The 21,053-nt window shown below is 61.0% G+C and carries 23 protein-coding genes and 1 riboswitch; of the genes, 4 read left to right on the plus strand and 19 right to left on the minus strand.

Going from position 1 to position 21,053, the window contains the following annotated elements; genetic code table 11:
* Positions 1-129 precede the first annotated feature (129 nt).
* The 14 genes from ACM6IN_RS26440 to cobO all read right to left on the minus strand — a co-directional run bounded on the left by ACM6IN_RS26440 (position 130) and on the right by cobO (position 11,730).
* A complete protein-coding gene (locus ACM6IN_RS26440; protein ID WP_414916998.1) occupies positions 130-684 on the minus strand; it encodes a glutathione peroxidase in 555 nt (184 codons plus the stop codon).
* A 60-nt stretch (positions 685-744) separates the two neighbouring features.
* Complete coding sequence (locus ACM6IN_RS26445; RefSeq protein ID WP_007919790.1) at positions 745-867, minus strand: hypothetical protein; 123 nt, start codon at positions 865-867, stop codon at positions 745-747.
* Positions 864-2,072 carry an MFS transporter gene (locus tag ACM6IN_RS26450; RefSeq protein ID WP_414916982.1) on the minus strand — a complete coding sequence of 403 codons (1,209 nt, stop codon included), beginning with the start codon at positions 2,070-2,072 and terminating at the stop codon, positions 864-866. The genes ACM6IN_RS26445 and ACM6IN_RS26450 overlap by 4 nt, the downstream gene beginning before the upstream one ends.
* 53 nt (positions 2,073-2,125) lie before the next feature.
* Positions 2,126-2,530 (minus strand): MarR family winged helix-turn-helix transcriptional regulator, encoded by a 405-nt coding sequence (locus tag ACM6IN_RS26455; RefSeq protein ID WP_007919794.1) that lies wholly within the window; start codon positions 2,528-2,530, stop codon positions 2,126-2,128.
* 176 nt (positions 2,531-2,706) lie between these two features.
* On the minus strand, positions 2,707-3,438 hold the full coding sequence (locus ACM6IN_RS26460) for an adenosylcobinamide-GDP ribazoletransferase (protein WP_414916983.1): 732 nt from the start codon (positions 3,436-3,438) through the stop codon (positions 2,707-2,709).
* 1 nt (position 3,439) lies between these two features.
* On the minus strand, positions 3,440-4,015 hold the full coding sequence (cobC, locus tag ACM6IN_RS26465; protein ID WP_414916984.1) for an alpha-ribazole phosphatase family protein: 576 nt from the start codon (positions 4,013-4,015) through the stop codon (positions 3,440-3,442).
* Positions 4,012-5,067: a nicotinate-nucleotide--dimethylbenzimidazole phosphoribosyltransferase gene (gene cobT / locus ACM6IN_RS26470; protein ID WP_007919800.1), complete on the minus strand. Its 1,056-nt coding sequence runs from the start codon at positions 5,065-5,067 to the stop codon at positions 4,012-4,014. The genes cobC and cobT overlap by 4 nt, the downstream gene beginning before the upstream one ends.
* Positions 5,064-5,585 (minus strand): bifunctional adenosylcobinamide kinase/adenosylcobinamide-phosphate guanylyltransferase, encoded by a 522-nt coding sequence (gene cobU, locus ACM6IN_RS26475; protein ID WP_123374673.1) that lies wholly within the window; start codon positions 5,583-5,585, stop codon positions 5,064-5,066. The genes cobT and cobU overlap by 4 nt, the downstream gene beginning before the upstream one ends.
* A gap of 151 nt (positions 5,586-5,736) precedes the next feature.
* Positions 5,737-7,188: a cobyric acid synthase gene (locus tag ACM6IN_RS26480; protein ID WP_414916985.1), complete on the minus strand. Its 1,452-nt coding sequence runs from the start codon at positions 7,186-7,188 to the stop codon at positions 5,737-5,739.
* Positions 7,185-8,177 (minus strand): threonine-phosphate decarboxylase CobD, encoded by a 993-nt coding sequence (gene cobD / locus ACM6IN_RS26485; protein WP_414916986.1) that lies wholly within the window; start codon positions 8,175-8,177, stop codon positions 7,185-7,187. Before cobD ends, ACM6IN_RS26480 begins: the two co-directional genes overlap by 4 nt.
* Entirely contained in the window at positions 8,170-9,078 is a 909-nt protein-coding gene (gene cbiB, locus ACM6IN_RS26490; protein WP_007919815.1) for an adenosylcobinamide-phosphate synthase CbiB, read from the minus strand. Before cbiB ends, cobD begins: the two co-directional genes overlap by 8 nt.
* Positions 9,075-9,725 (minus strand): 5,6-dimethylbenzimidazole synthase, encoded by a 651-nt coding sequence (gene bluB / locus ACM6IN_RS26495; RefSeq protein WP_123374669.1) that lies wholly within the window; start codon positions 9,723-9,725, stop codon positions 9,075-9,077. Before bluB ends, cbiB begins: the two co-directional genes overlap by 4 nt.
* Positions 9,722-11,122: a cobyrinate a,c-diamide synthase gene (locus tag ACM6IN_RS26500; protein WP_414916987.1), complete on the minus strand. Its 1,401-nt coding sequence runs from the start codon at positions 11,120-11,122 to the stop codon at positions 9,722-9,724. The genes bluB and ACM6IN_RS26500 overlap by 4 nt, the downstream gene beginning before the upstream one ends.
* Complete coding sequence (cobO, locus tag ACM6IN_RS26505) at positions 11,119-11,730, minus strand: cob(I)yrinic acid a,c-diamide adenosyltransferase (RefSeq protein WP_414916988.1); 612 nt, start codon at positions 11,728-11,730, stop codon at positions 11,119-11,121. The genes ACM6IN_RS26500 and cobO overlap by 4 nt, the downstream gene beginning before the upstream one ends.
* Before the next feature lie 81 nt (positions 11,731-11,811).
* Positions 11,812-12,043, minus strand: a riboswitch (cobalamin riboswitch).
* 163 nt (positions 12,044-12,206) lie between these two features.
* Here cobO and ACM6IN_RS26510 point away from each other — a divergent pair.
* Entirely contained in the window at positions 12,207-12,791 is a 585-nt protein-coding gene (locus ACM6IN_RS26510) for a hypothetical protein (protein WP_077571724.1), read from the plus strand.
* A gap of 66 nt (positions 12,792-12,857) precedes the next feature.
* On the plus strand, positions 12,858-14,171 hold the full coding sequence (locus ACM6IN_RS26515; protein WP_414916989.1) for a PQQ-dependent sugar dehydrogenase: 1,314 nt from the start codon (positions 12,858-12,860) through the stop codon (positions 14,169-14,171).
* A 132-nt stretch (positions 14,172-14,303) separates the two neighbouring features.
* On the opposite strand, the gene ACM6IN_RS26520 is transcribed toward ACM6IN_RS26515, so the two are convergent.
* The 5 genes from ACM6IN_RS26520 to ACM6IN_RS26540 form a co-directional block, all read right to left on the minus strand.
* The gene (locus ACM6IN_RS26520) at positions 14,304-14,840 is read right to left on the minus strand and encodes a C40 family peptidase (protein WP_007919825.1); all 537 of its coding nucleotides are present in this window, start codon (positions 14,838-14,840) and stop codon (positions 14,304-14,306) included.
* Between the two features lie 219 nt (positions 14,841-15,059).
* Positions 15,060-15,677 (minus strand): C40 family peptidase, encoded by a 618-nt coding sequence (locus ACM6IN_RS26525; RefSeq protein ID WP_007919826.1) that lies wholly within the window; start codon positions 15,675-15,677, stop codon positions 15,060-15,062.
* Between the two features lie 214 nt (positions 15,678-15,891).
* A complete protein-coding gene (gene hda / locus ACM6IN_RS26530) occupies positions 15,892-16,596 on the minus strand; it encodes a DnaA regulatory inactivator Hda (RefSeq protein WP_007919828.1) in 705 nt (234 codons plus the stop codon).
* Positions 16,597-16,803: 207 nt separating this feature from the next.
* Positions 16,804-17,877 carry an AI-2E family transporter gene (locus ACM6IN_RS26535; protein ID WP_007919830.1) on the minus strand — a complete coding sequence of 358 codons (1,074 nt, stop codon included), beginning with the start codon at positions 17,875-17,877 and terminating at the stop codon, positions 16,804-16,806.
* 34 nt (positions 17,878-17,911) lie between these two features.
* The gene (locus ACM6IN_RS26540) at positions 17,912-18,970 is read right to left on the minus strand and encodes a DUF2066 domain-containing protein (RefSeq protein WP_414916990.1); all 1,059 of its coding nucleotides are present in this window, start codon (positions 18,968-18,970) and stop codon (positions 17,912-17,914) included.
* A gap of 373 nt (positions 18,971-19,343) precedes the next feature.
* Between ACM6IN_RS26540 and purM the strand changes: the two genes are divergently transcribed.
* Positions 19,344-20,402 (plus strand): phosphoribosylformylglycinamidine cyclo-ligase, encoded by a 1,059-nt coding sequence (gene purM, locus ACM6IN_RS26545; protein WP_007919839.1) that lies wholly within the window; start codon positions 19,344-19,346, stop codon positions 20,400-20,402.
* Entirely contained in the window at positions 20,402-21,052 is a 651-nt protein-coding gene (purN, locus tag ACM6IN_RS26550) for a phosphoribosylglycinamide formyltransferase (RefSeq protein ID WP_007919841.1), read from the plus strand. Before purM ends, purN begins: the two co-directional genes overlap by 1 nt.
* Position 21,053: the final 1 nt, after the last annotated feature.

Here is a 21,053-nt window from a genome sequence, read left to right on the forward strand (position 1 = left end):
TTGCAGAGGCGGGGCTTTTTTATGCCTGAAATTTGTGCGACCTGTAGGAGCTGTCGAGTGCAACGAGGCTGCGATCTTTTGATCTGTTTTTTAAAATCAAAGATCGCAGCGTGCCGCAGCTCCTACAGATCAGGGCTTCAAGGGTTTCGAGGCAATCGCCTTTTCGATCGCGGCAATAAATTCCGGATCATCGGGCTTGGTCAGGCTGGAGAAATTGGCGATCACCTTGCCCTGGCGATCGACCACATACTTGTAGAAATTCCACTTCGGTGCGCTGCTCTGTGCGGCCAGCACCTGGAACAGATGTGTAGCATCATCACCACGAACCTTCTGCGGCTCGGTCATGGCGAACGTCACGCCGTAATTGGCGTAACAGACCTTGGCGGTCTCGGCGCTGTCCTTTGACTCCTGCTTGAAGTCATTGGAAGGCACGCCGAGCATTTCCAGCCCTTGCCCTTCGTAGCGCTTATGCAGCGCCTCAAGGCCTTCGAACTGCGGCGCGAAACCGCAGAAGCTTGCGGTGTTGACCACCACCAACGGTTTGTCGGCGTACTGCTTGCACAGATCGATGGATTCCTTGGCTCGCAGTTTGGGCAGCGAGCCTTGCAGCAATTCGGGACAGTCGGCGACCTGGGCCAGACCAGTCAACGCCATCAGCAACGCGGGAACAGCACACCAGCGCATCAGCATGTCGAGCATCCTTGAGCAGTCGTCAGAGTTTGACGTTACTCGTCATGCCTGTTTCTAGCAAATGCTCATGCCCAACTGCATCAACGCCAGGCCACCCTGATGCCAGCCCCACCACACCAGCGCCAGCAATGCAGCGCCGAGTGCGGTGATGGCCAATCGTGGCCAGAATCGGCTCATACGCCACTCGCTGCGGTTTGCAGACGCGCGACCGGTCGTTCGCGCACCGGCCAGTTCAGCGCGGCCGCCAGCAGACTCAGCAGAATTGCCACTTGCCAGATCAAGTCATAACTCCCGGTTCGGTCATACACCACCCCGCCCAGCCAGCCGCCCAGGAATGAGCCGAGCTGATGAAACAGGAACACAATGCCACCGAGCATGGACAGGTTGCGCACACCAAACAAGGTCGCCACCGTACCGTTGGTCAACGGCACCGTCGACAGCCACAAGAAGCCCATGGCCATGCCAAACAGGTACGCCGACATGGTCGTCACCGGCAGCCACAGAAACAGCACAATCACCACCGCGCGCAACAGGTACAACGCTGTCAGCAGACGGGGTTTGGACATGCGCCCGCCCAGCCAGCCGGCAGTGTAAGTGCCGAAAATATTGAACAGCCCGATCAGCGCCAGCACCGTGGTACCGACACTGGCGGGCAGATGCTGATCGACCAGATACGCAGGCAAGTGCACACCGATGAACACCACCTGAAAACCGCAGACAAAAAAGCCGAACGCCAACAACCAGAAACCCGAATGCGAACAGGCTTCGCGCAGGGCCTCGGACAAGGTTTGCTCATGGCCAAGCACCGGCAGCGGCTTGTCCTTGAGCATGCTCACCAGCGGCACGATCAGCGCCACCAGCAGGCCCAGCACCAGCAGCGCGGCCGACCAGCCGAGCCAGCCGATCAGGCCCAGCGCGCCCGGCAACATGGCGAACTGGCCGAAAGAACCGGCGGCGCTGGCGATACCCATGCCCATGCTGCGTTTCTCTGGCGGCACAGCACGACCCACGACACCAAGAATGACCGAAAACGAAGTGCCCGAAAGACCGATACCGATCAGCAGACCGGCACTCAGTGACAGCGTCACCGCCGAATCAGACAGGCCCATGCACACCAGGCCCGCCGCGTAGAGGACCCCACCGACCAGCACCACTTTTGCCGCGCCGAAACGGTCAGCCAGTGCGCCGGTAAACGGTTGTGCCAGGCCCCAGATCAGATTCTGCAAGGCAATGGCAAAGGCGAACACTTCACGCCCCCAACCGAACTGCGCACTCATCGGTGACAGGAACAAGCCGAAACCATGCCGCACGCCCAATGACAACGCCAGGATCAGCGCACTCCCGACCAACACCCAACCGCACGTACGCCACATCGATGTCATTATTGTTCTCCGCTTGCGGGTATATACCCGCTTGAGTTTGGAAAAAACCGGCCTCAGGCCAGTTCATCCAGCAATCTGAGCAAGGTTTCACGCTTCTCGGCGCCCAGTCGGTCGATCAACCGCTGCTGCGCCGCTTCCCAGGCCGGCAGTGCCGCTGCCAGGCGTTGCACGCCGGTTTCGGTGAGCTTGACGATGCGATTGCGCATGTCCTCGCCTTCGGCCAGCGCCACCAGCCCCTCGCCTTCCAGCACCCGCAGATTGCGCCCGAGGGTGCTGCGGTCCAGACCCATCGCCTCGGCGAGTTCCGAGATGCTCGGTTGATCCAGACGCTGCAGGTTGCACAGCAAAGAATACTGGGCAACGTTGATCCCGAAGCCGTCGAGAGCGCCGTCGTAATGCCTGCTGACGCCACGAGCGGCGCGACGCAGGTTGGTGCACAAACACTGAGAAGGAAGCATGATGCGTGTATATACCCGCGACTGTGTTAAATCAAGTTACAGATGAGTTTACCCATGACATTTGTGGCGCCTGACACACCGCTATCGCGAGCAGGCTCACTCCTACAGGGGAATGCATTTCAAATTGTAGGAGTGAGCCTGCTCGCGATGGGTCCAGCCCATCCAGCAATAATCTCTTAGACCAAAACCAATCCCACCAGCACCACCATCTCCAGCAATTCCAGCAACGCCCCCGCCGTATCGCCTGTCGTCCCACCCAACCGCCGCATCATCACCTGCCGCAGCCAGACAAACACAACGACCGAAATCACCAACGCAACAACAGCGCCAAACCTGGCGATAAACACGCAGCCCAGAGCACTCAAGCCCAGCACCCACCAACCGGCCTTGCGCGGCAGATGATCCGCCAACGCCTGTCCCAATCCGCCCGCACGCACATAGGGCGTGGTCAGAAACAACCCGAGCAACGCCGCACGCCCGAGCAACGGCACGATGATCAGTGCCAGACCTTGCTGCTGTTCGATCAGCGCCAGCAGCGCAGCAAACTTGAGCAACAACACCAACACCAGCGTGACCACCGCAATCGGCCCGCTACGCGGGTCTTTCATGATCGTCAGCGTACGCTCGCGATCACCAAAACCGCCGAGCCAGGCATCGGCGCTGTCGGCCAGACCATCCAGGTGAAGTGCGCCGCTGAGCACCACCCACGCCGTCAGCAGCAACGCCGCATGCAGCAGCAACGGCGCGCCGCTCAAGGCAAGATTCAGCGCCCACAGGATCAGCCCGAACAACAGCCCCACCAGCGGATAAAACAGCAGCGATCGCCCAAGCTGTTCCGGCTCAGGCATCCCCGGCAAACGAATCGGCAGGCTACTGAGAAATTGCAGGGCGATCCACAGCGGCAACATGTCAGTGACCTTCCTTGAGCGAACCACCGGGTTCAACCTTCAGTGCAAACAACGCGCCGTGAGCGACTTCAACATTGAGCAGTTGTTCGCGTGGCAGCCCTCGCGCTTGCGCCAACAGCAGACGCATCACGCCGCCATGACTGATCAGCAAAACCCGCTCACCGGCGTATGCAGTGTGCAGGCGCGCAACCGCTGCCAATACTCGCGAGGAAAACTCGCTGACCGGCTCACCCTGCGGCGGCGTAAAGGAATACGGATCAGCCCAGAACAGCCCCAAGGCCTCGGCATCCGTCTCCATCAACGCCGCTGCGCTCTGCCCTTCCCATGCGCCGAAATGCAGCTCTTGCAGATCCTTGTCCAATTGCACTGGCAGATCCAACTGCTCACCCAGTTCGGCGGCAAAGCGAGCGCAACGCTGCAACGGCGAACTGACCAGACGATCCCATGGCCCGCTGTCGACCACCGCCGCACGCATCTGCGCCCAGCCCTTTTCGGTCAGTGCATCATCGAGACTGCCACGCAGGCCACCGCCCAGTTCAGTCTCACCATGGCGCAGCAGATCCAGATTTAAAGTCATGCCGGACGATCCGCCACCGCCGCTTCAGCGAACGTCGCCATCTGCCCGTGCAGATCACAGGCCAGACGCAACAAGGGCACCGCCAGCGCCGCGCCACTGCCCTCGCCCAGACGCAGGCCGAGTTCCAGCAACGGCTCGGCCTGTAGGGTTTCCAGCACATGGCGATGGCCCGGCTCGGCACCGCGATGACCGAACAACAACCACTCGCGGCAGGCCGGATTCAAGCGCACCGCGACCAGCGCCGCGACCGTGCAGATAAAGCCGTCGACCAGCACCGCAACACCTTCTTGAGCCGCGGCCAGATAGGCACCGACCAGCGCGGCGATTTCAAAACCACCCAGATTGAACAGGGTCTGCAACGCATCGCTACGCTGTGCGGCGTGCAATGCCAGCGCCCGCTCGATCACTTGCGCCTTGTGGCTGACACCTTCGGCATTCAGTCCGGTGCCGGGACCGGTCAGATGCGCCACCGGGCAATCGAGCAAGGCACAGGCCAAGGCACTCGCTGCCGTGGTGTTGCCAATGCCCATTTCGCCACCAATGAACAACTGCGCGCCCGCCACTTTTGCGCGCAGCAGACTGTCGCGACCCGCCTGCAATGCCTGCTCGCCCTGGGCCTGAGTCATCGCCGCGCCCTGCACGAAGTTCGCCGTGCCCGCGCCGATGTTCAAATGGCGCACACCCGGCAGGTTCAGCGCTGGATTCACCGTGCCCAGATCGACCACTTCCAGCTGCGCGCCGAGCTGACGCGCCAGCACGCTGATCGCCGCGCCACCGCTGACAAAGTTGAGCAGCATCTGCCCGGTGACTTCTTGCGGGAACGCCGAAACACCTTCAGCCACCACGCCGTGATCACCGGCAAAAATCGCGATCCACACCTGCGCCAGCGTCGGTTTGACCTGGCCTTGCAGACCGGCCAGTTGCACCGCTACCGATTCCAGTCGACCGAGCGAACCGGCCGGTTTGGTCAGTTGCTGCTGCCGCGCCGCCGCTTGTTCAACGACATTGATGTCGACTGGTTTGCACGGGTTCAGCCACCAGGATTGAGTCATAACGCAGGTCCTTTCAGAGTCAGGGGCAGGCCGGCGACGGTCAGGACAACACGCTGACAGCGCTCGGCCAGAGCTTGATGCAGCCAACCGGCTTCATCGACGTAACGGCGAGTCAATTCGCCCAGCGGCACGACACCCATTCCGGTCTCGTTGCTGACAAAAATGATTTCACCCGGCAAGGACGCCAGGCAGTCGAGCAAGGCTTGGCGCTCGGCGGTGAGGCGTTCGGCGTCATCGAGCATCAGCAGATTGGTCAGCCACAGCGTCAGGCAATCGACCAGCAGGCAACGCTCGGCGCTGGCGGATTCGCGCAGGACGCGAGCAAGTTCCAGCGGCTCTTCGATGAGCGCCCACTCGGCAGGTCGGCGCGCGCGGTGATGGGCGACGCGGTCGCTCATCTCGCCATCAAGAGGTTGGCTGGTAGCGATGTAGGTGACCGAAAGGTTGCTGTCGCTGGCGAGTTTTTCGGCCAGACGACTTTTGCCGGAGCGGGCGCCGCCGAGGATCAGTTGGAGCATGGGGGACATCCTGAAAATTATGTGTTGAAGCCATAGGCGCTATCGCGAGCAGGCTCACTCCTACAAGGGATCTCGAGCAACCCAGAGTTTTGTGTAAAACACATAACCCTGTAGGCCTTCGCCTGCTCGCGATGAGGCCATTAAATTCACCTCAAATCCCACAGAGCTGTCGCAACAACTCGGTATCCAGATGCTTCTCCACCAGATCCGCCAGCCGCTCGATATCGCGTTCGCGCAAGCCGTGATAATCCACCGCCTGCACATCGCTCAACCCGGCCCAGCGCAGCAACGCCGCACTCGCCGTCGGCGATTCGAACAAGCCATGCAAGTAGGTGCCGAACACTTGCCCGTCAGCACTCTGCGCACCGTCGCAACGGCCGTCATCCAGATGCACCGCAGCGTTTTCCAACGCCGGTCCGCTGGTCACGCCGGCATGAATTTCATAGCCGCTGACGTCGGCATCTTCCAGCACCAATCGTCCGCGCACATTGCGCAACTGCTTCTCGGCCTCAAGCGTGGTTTCCGACGCCAACAAGCCCAAACCGGCACTCGTGCCCGGCGCACCTTCGAGGCCGAGCGGATCATGCACCTGCTCGCCAAGCATCTGCAGACCGCCGCAAATCCCCAGCACCTTGCCGCCGTAACGCAAGTGCCGAGAGATCGCCGCATCCCAGCCACTGGCGCGCAGGTAGGCCAGATCGCTACGCACGCTCTTCGAGCCCGGCAGGATGATCAGGTCAGCCGCCGGAATCGCCTGCCCTGGCCCGACAAATTGCAGATCGACCTGGGGATGCAGACGCAGTGGATCGAAGTCAGTGTGATTGCTGATGCGCGGCAGCACCGGCACCACCACTTTCAGCACTTGTTCGGCCTTGTCGGTCTGGCGTTGATCAATGCCGTCCTCGGCCTCAAGGTGCAGATCCATCACATAAGGCAACACGCCCACCACCGGTTTGCCGGTGCGTTGCTCGAGCCAGTCGAGACCCGGTTGCAGCAAGGCGATGTCACCGCGAAAACGGTTGATGATGAAGCCCTTGACCCGCGCCTGTTCGCTCGGCGAGAGCAATTCCAGGGTGCCGACCAGATGCGCGAAAACCCCGCCGCGATTGATGTCGGCAATCAGCAGCACCGGGCAATCCACCGCCTCGGCAAAGCCCATGTTGGCGATGTCACCGGCGCGCAGATTGATCTCCGCCGGCGACCCCGCGCCTTCGACCATCACCAGCGGATACGCAGCGCTGAGCCGCTCGTGGGACGCGAGCACTGCTTTCATCGCGATGGCTTTGTAGTCGTGATACGCCACGGCGTTCATCGACGTCACCGCGCGACCGTGGATGATCACTTGCGCGCCGGTGTCGCTGTTGGGCTTGAGCAGTACCGGGTTCATGTCGGTGTGTGGATCGAGGAATGCCGCTTGCGCCTGCACCGCTTGCGCGCGACCGATCTCACCGCCGTCGGCGGTCACAGCACTGTTGAGCGCCATGTTCTGTGGCTTGAACGGTACGACCGCCACGCCTTGACGCGTCGCCCAGCGGCACAGCGCCGTCACCAGTGTGCTTTTACCGGCATCGGAGGTGGTGCCTTGCACCATCAGGGTGGTCATGCGTGATCCTTGGCGAAAGCGATTAAAGCGTGTTCCAGACGCGCCTCTTCAGCCGCGTCGGCAGGCAGGCCAAAACGCAAACTGCTGTTGTGAGTAAAGATGCGCAGGAGGATGCCGCGACGGGCCATGAACGCGTGCAACGCCTCGGCGTGTTCGGTGATCAGCCACTGGAACAGCGCGCAACCGCCCTGCGGCTTGAAGCCGTAGCGTTCAAGCAGCGCTGCCAGTCGTTCACTGGCTTCATCGCTGCGAATCCGTTGGCGTGTGTGCCCTTCGGTGTCTTGCAGACACGCTTGGCCAAGCACCCGCGTCGGCCCGCTCACCGCCCAAGGCCCGACCTGTTCGGCGAGCAGCTTGAGCAACTTGCGCTCGGCCAGCACAAAGCCCAGACGCACCCCGGCCAGACCGAAAAACTTGCCGAACGAACGAAACACAATCAGCCCGACTTGATGGGCATGCGGTGCCAGACTCAACTGCGGCGTGTTGTCCATGAAGGCTTCATCGACCACCAGCCAGCCGCCACGCCGGGCAAGCCGCGCGTGCCAGTCGAGCAATCGTGCCGGGGTCAGGCTCAGGCCGGTCGGATTGTTCGGGTTGACCACCACCAGCACGTCGAGGCTGTCGAGAAAGAACTCGACTTCCTGCTCCAGCACTTCGCGCACGATGTAACCGCTGCGGCGCCAGGCTTCGGCATGCTCGGCATAACACGGCGACAACACACCGACCTTGCCGGCACGACGCAAACGCGGCAACAACTGGATGGCCATCTGCGAACCCGCCACCGGCAGCACTTGCGCAGCACCGTAGTAATCACACGCAGCTTGCTCCAGACCGTCATCGGTTTCCGGCAAGCGTGCCCAGGCGCGCAGCGGGATCTCCGGGATCGGAAACGGCCACGGCGCCAGACCGCTGGACAGGTCGAGCCAGTCAGCTTCAGCGATGCCGTAATCGAGTGCAGCCTTGCGCAGCCGGCCACCGTGCTCAAGCATAGAATTCAGCCCCCACGCAGAGAATCAGCAGCCATAACCATACGCCGCGCTGAACCAATTGCCAGCCACGGTCGATGGAATCGGCATCGGCCGGTTGCCCTTCGCCGAGTTGCGGACGGTCGTGAAGTTCGCCGTGATAGATCGCCGCGCCGCCCAGCTCCACGCCCAAGGCACCGGCCCCGGCAGCCATCACGGGACCGGCGTTGGGGCTGTCCCACTTCGGCGCCTGTGTGCGCCAGCACTTCAACGCGAGTCGGGTTTTACCCAGCAGCGCGTAGGTCAACGCCACCAGACGCGCAGGAATGTAGTTCAACACGTCGTCGATTTTCGCCGCAGCCCAACCAAAGCGCTCGAAGCGTTCGTTGCGATAACCCCACATCGCATCGAGCGTGTTGCTCAAGCGATAGAGGACCACGCCCGGCGCACCCGCCACGACAAACCAGAACAGCGCGGCAAACACCGCATCGCTGCCGTTTTCCAGCACCGACTCGGTGGCGGCGCGGGCGACGGCGGTGCTGTCGAGTTCATCGGTCTGGCGGCTGACCAGATAGCCCACGCGTTTGCGCGCCTCGTCCAGATCATCTGCGCGCAAAGCAGCGGCCACCGGCGCGACATGCTCGCCGAGGCTGCGCATGCCGAGGGCGCAATACAATGCAAGAATCTCGACGACCCAGCCCACGTACGGCGCCCAGGACAATGCGGTGGCGAGCAAGGTCAGCGGCAGCACCGCGATCACCCACGCTGTAACGCCATGACTGCGCCAGCCACGACCACCGGCGTTGAAACGTTGCTCGATGCGCCCGGCGAAATTGCCGAACGCCACCAGCGGATGCCAGCGTTTCGGTTCACCGAGCAGCGCATCCAGCGCGACCGCGGCGACACTCAACAACGCCACACTCATTGACTCACTCCCCAATAATTTTCATACAGCAACTCATTGAGCGGCCGCGCCTGCGCCCACCCTTCGAGTACCAGCATCGGCGCCGGATAGAATTCCTTGACCGGGCCCAGACACAAAACGGCGAGAGGTTTGGCGCCTGCGGGCAATTTCAGCAAATCCGCCAGTGCCTGCGGCTCGAACAGCGAAACCCAGCCCATGCCCAGACCTTCGACGCGCGAGGCCAGCCACAGATTCTGAATCGCGCAGGACAGCGAGGCCATGTCCATTTCCGGCAGCGTGCGGCGACCGAAGATGTGTTTTTCGCGATCGTCCATCAGTGCGGCGACCAGCACTTCGGCGCAGTCATGGATGCCTTCGACCTTGAGTTTCATGAACTCGTCACTGCGCTCGCCGAGGGCTTCTGCGGTGCGGATGCGTTCTTCTTCCACGAGGTTCTGGATCTGGCCGCGCAAGGTTCTATCGCTGATGCGGATGAAGCGCCACGGCTGCATGAGGCCGACGCTTGGGGCCTGGTGAGCGGCTTCCAGTAGTCGGCGCAGCAATTCCGGCTCGACGGTCCCGCCGGTGAAATGGCGCATGTCGCGGCGTTCGGCGATGGCTTTGTAGACCGCTTGGCGTTCGGCTTCGGAAAATGCGTTGTCTGTCATGGCCCCATCGCTGGCAAGCCAGCTCCCACAGGGGATTGCATTTCTTCAGGAAGCTCACCGCCCACTGTGGGAGCTGGCTTGCCAGCGATGGCGGCATGGAGGTCGGGTGCAAACAATGCTGCGATAGCCGCGGGACTCGACGGGAAGTAGAAGTGCACATAAGAGGCCGTCATCCGCCCCTCACGATAAACCGCCTCAGCACCGCGTCCGCCATTCGGACTCAAGCCACGCGCAATCGGCGTCAGCTCAATCGTCGTCAACGAATGATGATAAGTGTGCCCACGCAACGATCCTTCCGGCAAATCCACTGCTTGCAGCGCCAGTGCAGCCAGACGCTTCTGCATCACCGCGTCGCCCTTAAGCAGCCCGACCAGCTCAGCGCGAGTGCCTTCAACGTCAGTCAAAGAATCCAGCAAATACAGCATCCCGCCACATTCGGCGAGCAACGGTTTGCCCGCTGCGTGATGCGCACGAATCGCCTCCAGCATCGCGGTGTTCTGCGACAACGCAACGTGGTGCAATTCCGGATACCCACCGGGCAAATACAGGCTGTCCGCCTCAGGCAATTGCGTGTCGCGGATCGGCGAGAAGAAACTCAACTCGGCGCCCATCGCCCGCAACAGATCGAGACTCGCGCCATAGGTGAAGGCAAACGCTTCATCGCGGGCAACGGCGATTCGCACATTCTTCAGCAGCGGCTCTACAGCGATCACATCAGGCGCGGCGAATTCCACGGCCGGTGGCAGCGCTACCTCGCAACTGCTGGCCAATGCATCGGCGGCGGCATCGAGACGCACATCGAGGTCATTCAGTTCGCTGGCCTGCACCAGGCCGAGATGACGACTCGGCAGTTCGATACCGGTCTCACGGGACAACGCGCCATACCAACGCAAACCTTCCGTGAGGCTGCCTTCGAGCAATTGCGCATGCCGCAAGGTGCCGACGCGATTAGCCAGTACACCGGCAAACGGCAGGTCCGGCTGATACTTCGCCAAGCCCAGCGCCAGCGCACCAAAGGTTTGCGCCATGGCCGTGCCGTCGATCACGCCGAGCACCGGCACGCCGAAGTGCCGCGCCAGATCGGCGCTGGACGGCGTGCCATCGAACAGGCCCATCACGCCTTCGATCAGAATCAGATCCGCCTCATTGGCGGCTTCCCACAACAGACGACGACTTTCCTGCTCGCCGACCATCCACATGTCCAGTTGATACACCGGCGCACCGCTGGCGCGTTCGAGAATCATCGGATCGAGAAAGTCCGGGCCGCATTTGAACACGCGCACCTTGCGCCCCTGATTGCGATGCAAACGGGCCAGTGCGGCGGTGACGGTGGTCTTGCCCTGACCGGAAGCCGGCGCGGCGATGAGCACCGCCGGGCAGTGACGTGGCTGATTCAAAGTTCGACGCCTTTCTGCGCTTTGATGCCAGCCTGGAAGGCGTGTTTGAGCATGCCCATTTCAGTCACAGTGTCGCCCATTTCGATCATTTCCGGCTTGGCCGCGCGACCGGTGACGATCACATGCTGCATCGGCGGACGCGCCTGCAAATCGCTGAGCACCTGATCGAGATCGAGGTAACCATGTTTGAGGGCGATGTTGAGTTCGTCGAGCACCACCAGACCGATCGACGGATCGCGCAGCAGTTCGCGGGACACGGCCCACGCGGCTTCGGCGGCGGCGATGTCGCGCTGACGATCCTGGGTTTCCCAGGTGAAGCCCTCGCCCATCACATGAAAGCGCACTTGCTCAGGGAAGCGGCGAAAAAACAGCTCTTCGCCGGTGCTGTTGCGGCCCTTGATGAACTGCACCACGCCGCACTGCATGCCGTGGCCCATGGCGCGGGCGAGCATGCCGAACGCCGAGCTGCTTTTGCCTTTGCCATTGCCGGTCAGCACCAGCACCAGCCCGCACTCGTCAGGCGAGTTGGCGATGCGTTCGTCGATCACGGCTTTTTTGCGCTGCATACGCGCCAGATGGCGTTCGTCGCGCTCGAGGGAATCGGTCATGGGGGGAGCTCTCCGTTGAGGCTGGATAACGGCGGGCAGGCACAAGAATAGACGGCAAAAAGCCTGGCATCGCCCACCGTGATGCCGCTGGATGGATCAGGCCGGTCTCCGGGCTCATGAGCGGCGTTTCGCCTGACTGCGCGCCTTCCCGCTTCTTTCGAGGCAGTGGCTCAAGGCGCAGTTTTCACTCATTTACCGTTGCGGGGGCAGCGCCGGGATCGTGGTGGTTCTTCGTGCGAAGACAACCCTCACCGGCTTCCCTGTTTCACTCTGTCGACGCAGGTCACAGAGCACCTGAAACAAGCCGCGAAGGTTAGAGGGTTGGGGGGGGAGCGTCAATTAAAGAGGCGGTCATCGGGCGAATAACTGCCGCCGATCAATTATCTGACGCCAATCTTGTGCCACACTGATACAAATGATATCAAAGAGCCATGCTTTTCCCGAAAAGCCCACTACAACAATAAAGGATGATGACGATGCAAGGCATGATCATCAGCAACCCGCGCCTGGAATTCCTGCGCCCGGTGCTTGAACGCTGGTTTGACTGTATCGACCGTTACAACGCCGTGCGCGGCGACAGCGACACCCCTTACTGGCATGACGAGAAAGCCAATCTCGGATTGCTCTCGGCGGCGGCCTGGATGGCCGAGCTGGTGACTTTGAACGACACTGCCACGCGCAAGCAGAATGAAGAAGGCGAGCGCAATGCCCGCGCCGATCTGTTTCTCGCCGGTGCCGAAGACCGCGCCTTTATCCAGGCCACCCAGCGCTGGCCAAAGGTTACCAACCTCAATCTGACCCAAGCCCTGCTGGACATCACCAACGACGCCAAACGCATCAGCTACGCCAGCGACCTCAAGCTCGGCTGCCTGTTTGTCGCGCCGCAAAAAGCCCAGCACAGCGCCAGCCCCGAAGAGCTGCAGGACATGGTCGACGACCTGCAAAAGGAACACACTTGCGCGGTCGCCTGGTATTTCCCCTACGCCTACCGCAAGTTACGCAGCGAAGCCGGCAATTATCACCCGGGCATCGCCGTGCTGTTCAAGGAAGCGCGCGGTTGAGCAGTTGAACCATCGGGCTTGCGCCCTCCTCTATGATTAGGAATGCATTCATAGGGAAGATCAGCAATGCGCAAGCCCCAGCTCGTTTTTGTCATCGCCTTCGCCGGAGGACTCGCCGCCTGCGGTGAAACCTCCAGCCTGCAAGTCTCCGACGGCACCGGCCCGTCACCGAAGCTGCCCGAACCGAACAAGACCCTGATCCCGACGGTGAATATCGCCCCGGCGATCGGCTGGCCCGACCGCGGCAAACCGACAGCGGCGGCTGGCACCCAGGTCGCGGCATTCGCCGAAGGCCTCGATCATCCGCGCTGGCTCTATGTGCTGCCCAATGGCGATGTGTTGGTAGCGGAAACCAATGCCCCACCAAAACCGGATGACAGCAGCGGGATTCGCGGCTGGGTGATGAAGAAGGTCATGGGCAAGGCTGGCGCTGGCGTGCCAAGCCCAAACCGCATCACCCTGCTGCGTGACGCCGATCACGATGGCGTCGCCGAGACCCGCACGGTGTTTCTGCAAAACCTCAACTCGCCGTTCGGCATGACCCTGGCTGGCAATGACCTGTACGTCGCCGATACCGATCGCCTGCTGCGTTTCAACTACGAACCCGGCGCGACCGAGATCAAATCGCAGCCGATCAAGGTCGTCGATCTGCCCGGCGGCACGCTGAATCACCACTGGACCAAAAACGTCATCGCCAGCAAGGACGGCAGCAAACTGTACGTCACGGTCGGCTCGAACAGTAATGTCGGCGAAAATGGCCTGGATAAAGAAGAAGGCCGCGCGGCGATCTGGGAAGTCGATCGGGCGACCGGCAATCACCGCATCTTTGCCTCGGGCATCCGCAACCCCAATGGCCTGGCCTGGGAGCCTGTCAGTGGCGCGCTGTGGACAGCGGTCAACGAACGCGATGAGATCGGCAGTGATCTGGTGCCGGACTACATCACTTCCGTGAAGGACGGTGGTTTTTATGGCTGGCCGTTCAGCTACTACGGCCAGCATGTCGATGTGCGTGTGTCGCCGCAAAATCCGGACCTGGTGGCCAAAGCCATCGCCCCGGATTACGCAGTCGGCCCGCACACCGCCTCACTGGGTCTGAGCTTCGCCGAGGGCAACACGCTGCCGGCGCAGTTCAAGGAAGGCGCGTTCATCGGCCAGCATGGTTCGTGGAACCGTAAACCGCACAGTGGCTACAAAGTGATTTTCGTGCCGTTTACCGGTGGCAAGCCGAGTGGCAAACCGGTGGATGTGCTGACCGGTTTCCTCGACAAAGACGAGAATGCACTCGGTCGCCCGGTGGGCGTAGTGATCGATCAGCAGGGTGGCTTGCTGGTGGCGGATGATGTCGGCAACAAGGTGTGGCGAGTGTCGGCCAGCAAATAATTTTCGCCATGCACAAACAACTGTAGGAGTGAGCCTGCTCGCGATAACTTCGTATCAGTCGACATCATCATTGACTGAACGACCGCTATCGCGAGCAGGCTCACTCCTACATGGGATTGTGGGCTGCTTGAATTACGGGTTATGCGCCAGATGCTCCGGCTGCAACACCCGCTTGGCACTCAGATAAGCTTTCTGCCAGTACGCCTTCGACAGGCTGTCCAGCTTCACCGTGCCGCCCGTGGCCGGCGCATGCACGAAGCGCCCTTCCCCGACGTAAATCCCCGCATGACTGACCTGCGAGCCGCCATTGGTGGCGAAGAAGATCAGATCGCCAGTCTGCAAGCCTTCTTTGCCGACATTCGGTGCCTGCATGACGATCAGCTCACGCGTCGAACGCGGCAAAGAGATGCCCGCCGCATCACGGTAGACAAAACCGATCAGCCCGCTGCAATCAAACCCTGAATCCGGCGTGTTGCCGCCCCAACGATAGGGCGTGCCGACCAGACCGAGCGCGCGAAACAGCACGTCTTCAGCAGCAGGCGAAAAAGCTTGGGAGGGGCCGAACACGACCGGTGCGCGAACCACCGGCGCAGGAGGCGGTGTGCGACTGGCGCAGGCGCTGAGCAGCGCTGCGAAGAAGATCAAAGTGAGGCGGGCCGACATCGTCATAAGCAGAACATCCTGATCTGGCTGCGGCTTTTTCTGCCGATGGACAGAAAACAAAACCGCCTGAGTGAGCACGCAGGCGGTTTGCCATCAATATAGATACAGGATTCTAGCGGCTACGCGGCAAACTTCAAGTAAGACTTTAACTTCACCTTGTAAAGTCTAAGTCTACTCCGTTACCGCAAGCCTGATTGTCGCCGCGAACGCAGCGACAACAAGGGATTACTTGCGAGCAGTGACTACAGTTGGAGCGTTGGCCAGAGCGCGTTTCGCTTCGATGAAGGTCTTGCTCCAGTAGCTGTCACCCAGGCTGTCGATGCGAACACCGCCGCTGCGACGACTGCTGGAGTGGATGAACTGGTTGTCACCGAGGTAGATCCCGGCGTGACTGACACGACCGCGACGACCGTTGGTGGCGAAGAACAGCAGATCGCCCGGCTCAAGGTTGCTGCGCGAGACCAGCGGCGCATCAACGTTGATCATTTCGCGGGTCGAGCGTGGCAGGTTCATGCCGGCTTCTTCGCGGAACAGGTAGCCGATGAAACCGCTGCAATCGAAACCGGCTTCAGAGGTACCGCCGAAACGGTAACGGGTACCGATCAGGGACATGCCGCGTTCGAGGATGCTGTCGGCCAGAACAGGAAGCTGATAAGGCTTCTTGCCATTGAATTCGTTGAGTTCTTTTTCGGTGTCCAGCTCTTCCTGATAAATAACGGAAGATTGGGCCGTGGCAGAATTTTTAACCTGTTGAGGCTGCTCTTGAACTGGAGAATGAGCAGCGCAACCGTACAACAGGGTGACGAGTGCGAGAGGCACGAGGGGTGCGAAGCGCTTTAGCATGGGCACGACCGTGGCTGATAGTTGTAAAGAAGCCGAGACTATGCCCGCTATCAGCCTCATTTGCAAATTCAATCGATCTTTTTGTGACTTCTCGGTTTCTCGTTTACATCTAAGCGCTTAAGCCCATTTGAACCGAGACGCGGCCTGCACAGCTTGCAGGAAAGCGGATTTTCTGGCGCCTGAATTATGCCGAAACACGCTGAAAGCCGCGCCGTTACCAGCCTAGGGTTTCTTTCAGGAAGGGAATGGTCAGCTTGCGTTGAGCCTGCAACGAGGCCTGATCGAGCTGCTCAAGCAAGTCGAACAGCGCACTCATGCTGCGGGTGCCGCGCGTCAAAATAAAATGCCCGACTTCATCGGTCAGGTGCAGACCGCGACGCGATGCGCGCAACTGCAAGGCGCGCAACTTGTCTTCATCGGAGAGCGGGCGCATCTGGAAAATCAACGCCAGGGTCAGGCGCGATTTCAAGTCAGCCAGTTTGACCGGCAGTTCACGCGGAGAGGTTGACGCGGCGATCAGCAGACGCCGACCGCTGTCACGCAGACGGTTGAACAGATGAAACATCGCCTCTTCCCAGTCAGCCTTGCCGGCAATCACCTGCAAGTCGTCCAGGCAAACCAGTTCGTACTGCTCAAGGTTGTCGAGGATTTCGACGCCGCGATCCATCAACTCGGCCAACGGCAAATACACCGCCGGCTCGCCCATTTGCTCAAAACGCAGACACGCTGCCTGCAACAGATGCGTACGCCCTACGCCGTGTTTGCCCCACAGGTAGATCAGGCTTTCTGTCCAGCCGGCGTCGGCTTCGCATAGACGCTCGACATAGCCGAGTGCAGCGGCATTGGCGCCTGGGTAGTAGTTGATGAAGGTGGCGTCGTCACGCAGACGCACACCTAGGGGCAGCTGAATCGGTTTCATGCTGACTGAACAGTTCTCAAGGAACCGTTAGTGGCCTCTGTGTAAAGTTTGCGAAGTTTATACCCGTGAAGCTGAGCGCACAATGCGACAGAGTCCAAGCAAAATCAAAGGTTTGCGTTAACGCACCGGTTTTATGACAGATTCCTTGGCGCCAGCGCCTGCAGGACACGGGCCAACCCGGCGATTTACCGGGCCGCCCCTGCGCCATTACAACTGCGGATCGTCAACACCACTATAGATGTCGGAATCCTTGTACAAGTCGTGCACATGGCGCACCAGCACCATGATCACCGCCGCCACCGGCAACGCCAGCAGCACACCGGTAAAACCGAACAGCTCGCCACCGGCCAGAATCGCGAAGATCACCGCCACCGGATGCAGACCGATGCGATCGCCCACCAGCAGCGGGGTCAGCACCATGCCTTCCAGCGCCTGACCGACCATGAACACCGCGACGATCCCGACCATCGGGTACAGATCGCCACCGAACTGGAACAAACCGGCAATCAACGCCGCGCCAATACCGATCACAAAGCCCATGTACGGCACGATCGCCGCCAGGCCCGCGATCAGACCGATCAACAGCCCCAGCTCCAGCCCGATAATCATCAGGCCCGCCGCGTAAATCACGCCCAGCGCCACCATCACCAGCAACTGCCCGCGAACAAACGCGCCCAGTACCTCATGACATTCACCGGCCAGCGATACGATAGTCTCCTCCCGATCGCGCGGCAGCAGACTGCGGATCTTGGCCATCATCACGTCCCAGTCACGCAGCAGGTAGAAACTCACCACCGGAATCAGCACCAGATTCGCCAGCCAGCCAATCAGCGCCAGACTTGACGCGGTCGCCTGACTGAGCACCACACTGACGATGTCGGTGGTCTGGCCCATGTGTTCGCTGATCGCCGCTTTGACCTTGTCGAACTTCCAGAAACCATCCGACAGACCCAGCTTCGCCTGCGCCCACGGCAACGCCGTGTGTTGCAGCCAGTCGAGCATTTGCGGCGCCAGTTCGTATAACCGCAGCAACTGCTTGGCGAGCATCGGCACCAGCACCAGTAACAGCGCGGTGACGATCAGGGTGAACAAGGCAAATACCGCGATTACCCCCCACGTACGCGACAGCCCGAGTCTTTCCAGGCGATCCACCAGCGGATCGAACAGATAAGCCAGCAGCAGCGCCACCAGAAACGGCGTGAGGATCGGATGCAGCAACCACACAAACGCGCAAAGCAGGATTACCCCACCGAGCCAGAACCAACGCCGCGTATCGGCCATGTACCACTCCTGTAGCTTCTATATAAGGAAAGACTTACCAGCGAAACCGCAACGAAGGTGCTGCTGGTGCCGGGGCCGGAGCCACGACAGGTGCTGCGCCCGCAACCGCAGGTTGTGGTGCTGCGACCGGCACAGGGGCTTCAGCCGGCAACTCCTGCAACTTCGCCAGCGACAATTGCGCGCGCATTTGATCTGCACTGCCGTTGACCCGATAGACGATGCGATCGCCATCAACACTTTGCAGACGCACGCCAAACGGCTCAAGTAACCGCAACAGCGCCGCGTAGTGTTCAAGATTCATCCCCTGCACTTCCAGAGTCTGCTGCCCCGAAGCGCCCGGCTTGGCAACAAAACGAGGCGCCAGCCGCTCAGCCACCGCCAGCATCACCGCGTCAGCGACCGCAGCCTGATCGGCGCCCTGCACACTGCCCGCCTCTTTCTGATCGCCCAGCCACAGGTGCCACTTGGCCTGCCACTGCCCGCCCTCTTCACGGGCATGCACCGCGAGCAAGGCATCAGTGTTGTAGCGTTCGGACGCGCCGCGCAACGGCGCCGGATCGGTGCCTTCCAGCGCTGGCGCCGTGGCAACCAATTGCTCACTCAAGTCCGCCAGCGGCAAACGCAATGGCAAGCCGCGATGTTGAGCTGCCGTACGCAACGGCGCCGCAGCGGCCTGACCATCACCGACCAGACTGGAACCCTCAGCCGAATCGTTGAGCCACCAGCTCAGAATCGACGGGCGACTCGCACCCCACACCGACAACCCGGCACGCCGCAGCGCCTGCTCGGTGGTCGCCGGATCGAAATCGACTTTCAGCACCTCCGGCGGCCCGGCATCAAAACCGAATTGACTGATGATCTGCTGCGGATCCTTGCGAATCGCCGCCAGCCCCGGGTTTTGTGCAGCTTTCGGATCGCCGGTCAGACGCAACACCAGCGTGTCGAGCGCCGCCTGCGTGGCGCGATCACGCTCCTCCGGGGCCTGGCCGTTGACCGGCTCACGCACTTGATAGAGGCTTTTGAGATTTTCGGCGTGACTCGCCAGGCTGAGCAGAGACAAACAACCCACAAACAACAATTTACAAAAACGCATGGAGAATTCCCGTCGACAGGAGCGGCTGGAACAGGCCGCGTGAATCGGTTGAGCATGGCTGTGACAATCTGCCAGCACCAAACATTCACACGACAGCGGTAAGTTTTTGCACAGTGATAACGATAGACGGTTAATCGCCACACCTTATACAGGCACCCGCAGGCCTTAATTGCAAAAAATTTCCCGAGATATGGCCCTGCCCGTCGGTGCGAGGATGGCCGCTGCCCCTCAAGCCTGATAAAATCGCGCGCCTTCGCAGACCGGCAACAGCCGAGACCCTCGAAACTCGCGTGAGGCATTCGCCCCCTCGATTTCGATGTTCCCGCTGAACTCGGTCGTTACCCCTGAATCCCCTCCCCTAAAGGCCTGGATCATGAGCAAGCAACCCTCCCTGAGCTACAAGGACGCCGGTGTAGACATCGACGCCGGTGAAGCATTGGTCGAACGCATCAAGAGCGTCGCCAAGCGCACTGCGCGCCCGGAAGTCATGGGCGGCCTGGGCGGTTTCGGCGCCCTCTGCGAAATCCCGGCCGGCTACAAGCAGCCCGTACTGGTTTCCGGTACCGACGGCGTCGGCACCAAACTGCGTCTGGCGCTGAACCTGAACAAGCACGACAGCATCGGTATCGACCTGGTTGCCATGTGCGTCAACGACCTCGTGGTTTGCGGCGCTGAGCCACTGTTCTTCCTCGACTACTACGCCACCGGCAAACTCAATGTCGACACCGCTGCCCAGGTAGTGACCGGCATCGGCGCTGGCTGCGAACTGTCGGGTTGCTCGCTGGTTGGCGGCGAAACCGCTGAAATGCCTGGCATGTACGAAGGCGAAGACTACGACCTGGCCGGTTTCTGCGTCGGCGTCGTGGAAAAATCGGAAATCATCGACGGCTCGAAAGTCGCCACCGGTGACGCCCTGATCGCTCTGCCATCCTCCGGCCCGCACTCCAACGGCTACTCGCTGATCCGCAAGATCATCGAAGTCTCCGGCGCCGACATCGAAAACATCCAGCTCGACGGCAAACCGCTGACCGACCTGCTGATGGCCCCGACCCGCATCTACGTGAAGCCGCTGCTCAAGCTGATCAAAGACACCGGCGCCGTCAAAGCCATGGCCCACATCACCGGTGGTGGCCTGCTCGACAACATCCCGCGCGTTCTGCCAAAAGGCGCTCAGGCGGTGGTTGACGTGGCTAGCTGGACTCGCCCGGCCGTGTTCGACTGGCTGCAAGAAAAAGGCAATGTTGACGAAACCGAGATGCACCGCGTGCTGAACTGCGGCGTTGGCATGGTTATCTGCGTGGCTCAGGAACACGTAGAAGTTGCCCTGAACACCCTGCGTGACGCCGGCGAACAGCCTTGGGTCATCGGTCAGATCGCTGCCGCTGCCGAAGGCGCTGCCCAGGTTGATCTGCAGAACCTTAAGGCTCATTAATGTCCGCAACCTGTGATGTCGTGGTGCTGTTGTCCGGCACCGGCAGTAACTTGCAGGCTTTGATCGACAGCACGCGGACCGGCGACAGCCCGGTCCGCATCGCTGCAGTGATTTCCAATCGCGCCGACGCCTACGGCCTGCAACGCGCCAGTGACGCGGGTATCGCCACCCGCTCGCTGGATCACAAGGCATTTGAAGGCCGCGAGGCCTTCGATGCTGCTCTGATCGAACTGATCGACGAATTCCAACCGAAACTCGTGGTGCTGGCCGGTTTCATGCGCATTCTCAGCGCTGATTTCGTTCGCCACTACCAGGGGCGCCTGCTCAACATCCACCCGTCGCTGCTACCCAAATACAAAGGGTTACACACTCATCAGCGCGCGCTGGAGGCCGGCGACACGGAGCACGGCTGCTCCGTGCACTTCGTCACCGAGGAACTCGATGGCGGACCACTGGTCGTACAGGCAGTATTACCGGTAGAGTTGCACGATACGCCGCAGAGTCTCGCGCAGCGAGTACACGTTCAGGAACACCTGATCTACCCGATGGCAGTACGCTGGTTTGCCGAAGGCAGGCTGGCACTCGGTGAACACGGTGCTTTACTGGATGGCCAGCTACTCGCGGCCAGCGGCCACTTGATTCGAAACTAGG

It is taken from the genome of Pseudomonas sp. IT-P395 (assembly GCF_949767675.1).
GTDB lineage: Bacteria > Pseudomonadota > Gammaproteobacteria > Pseudomonadales > Pseudomonadaceae > Aquipseudomonas.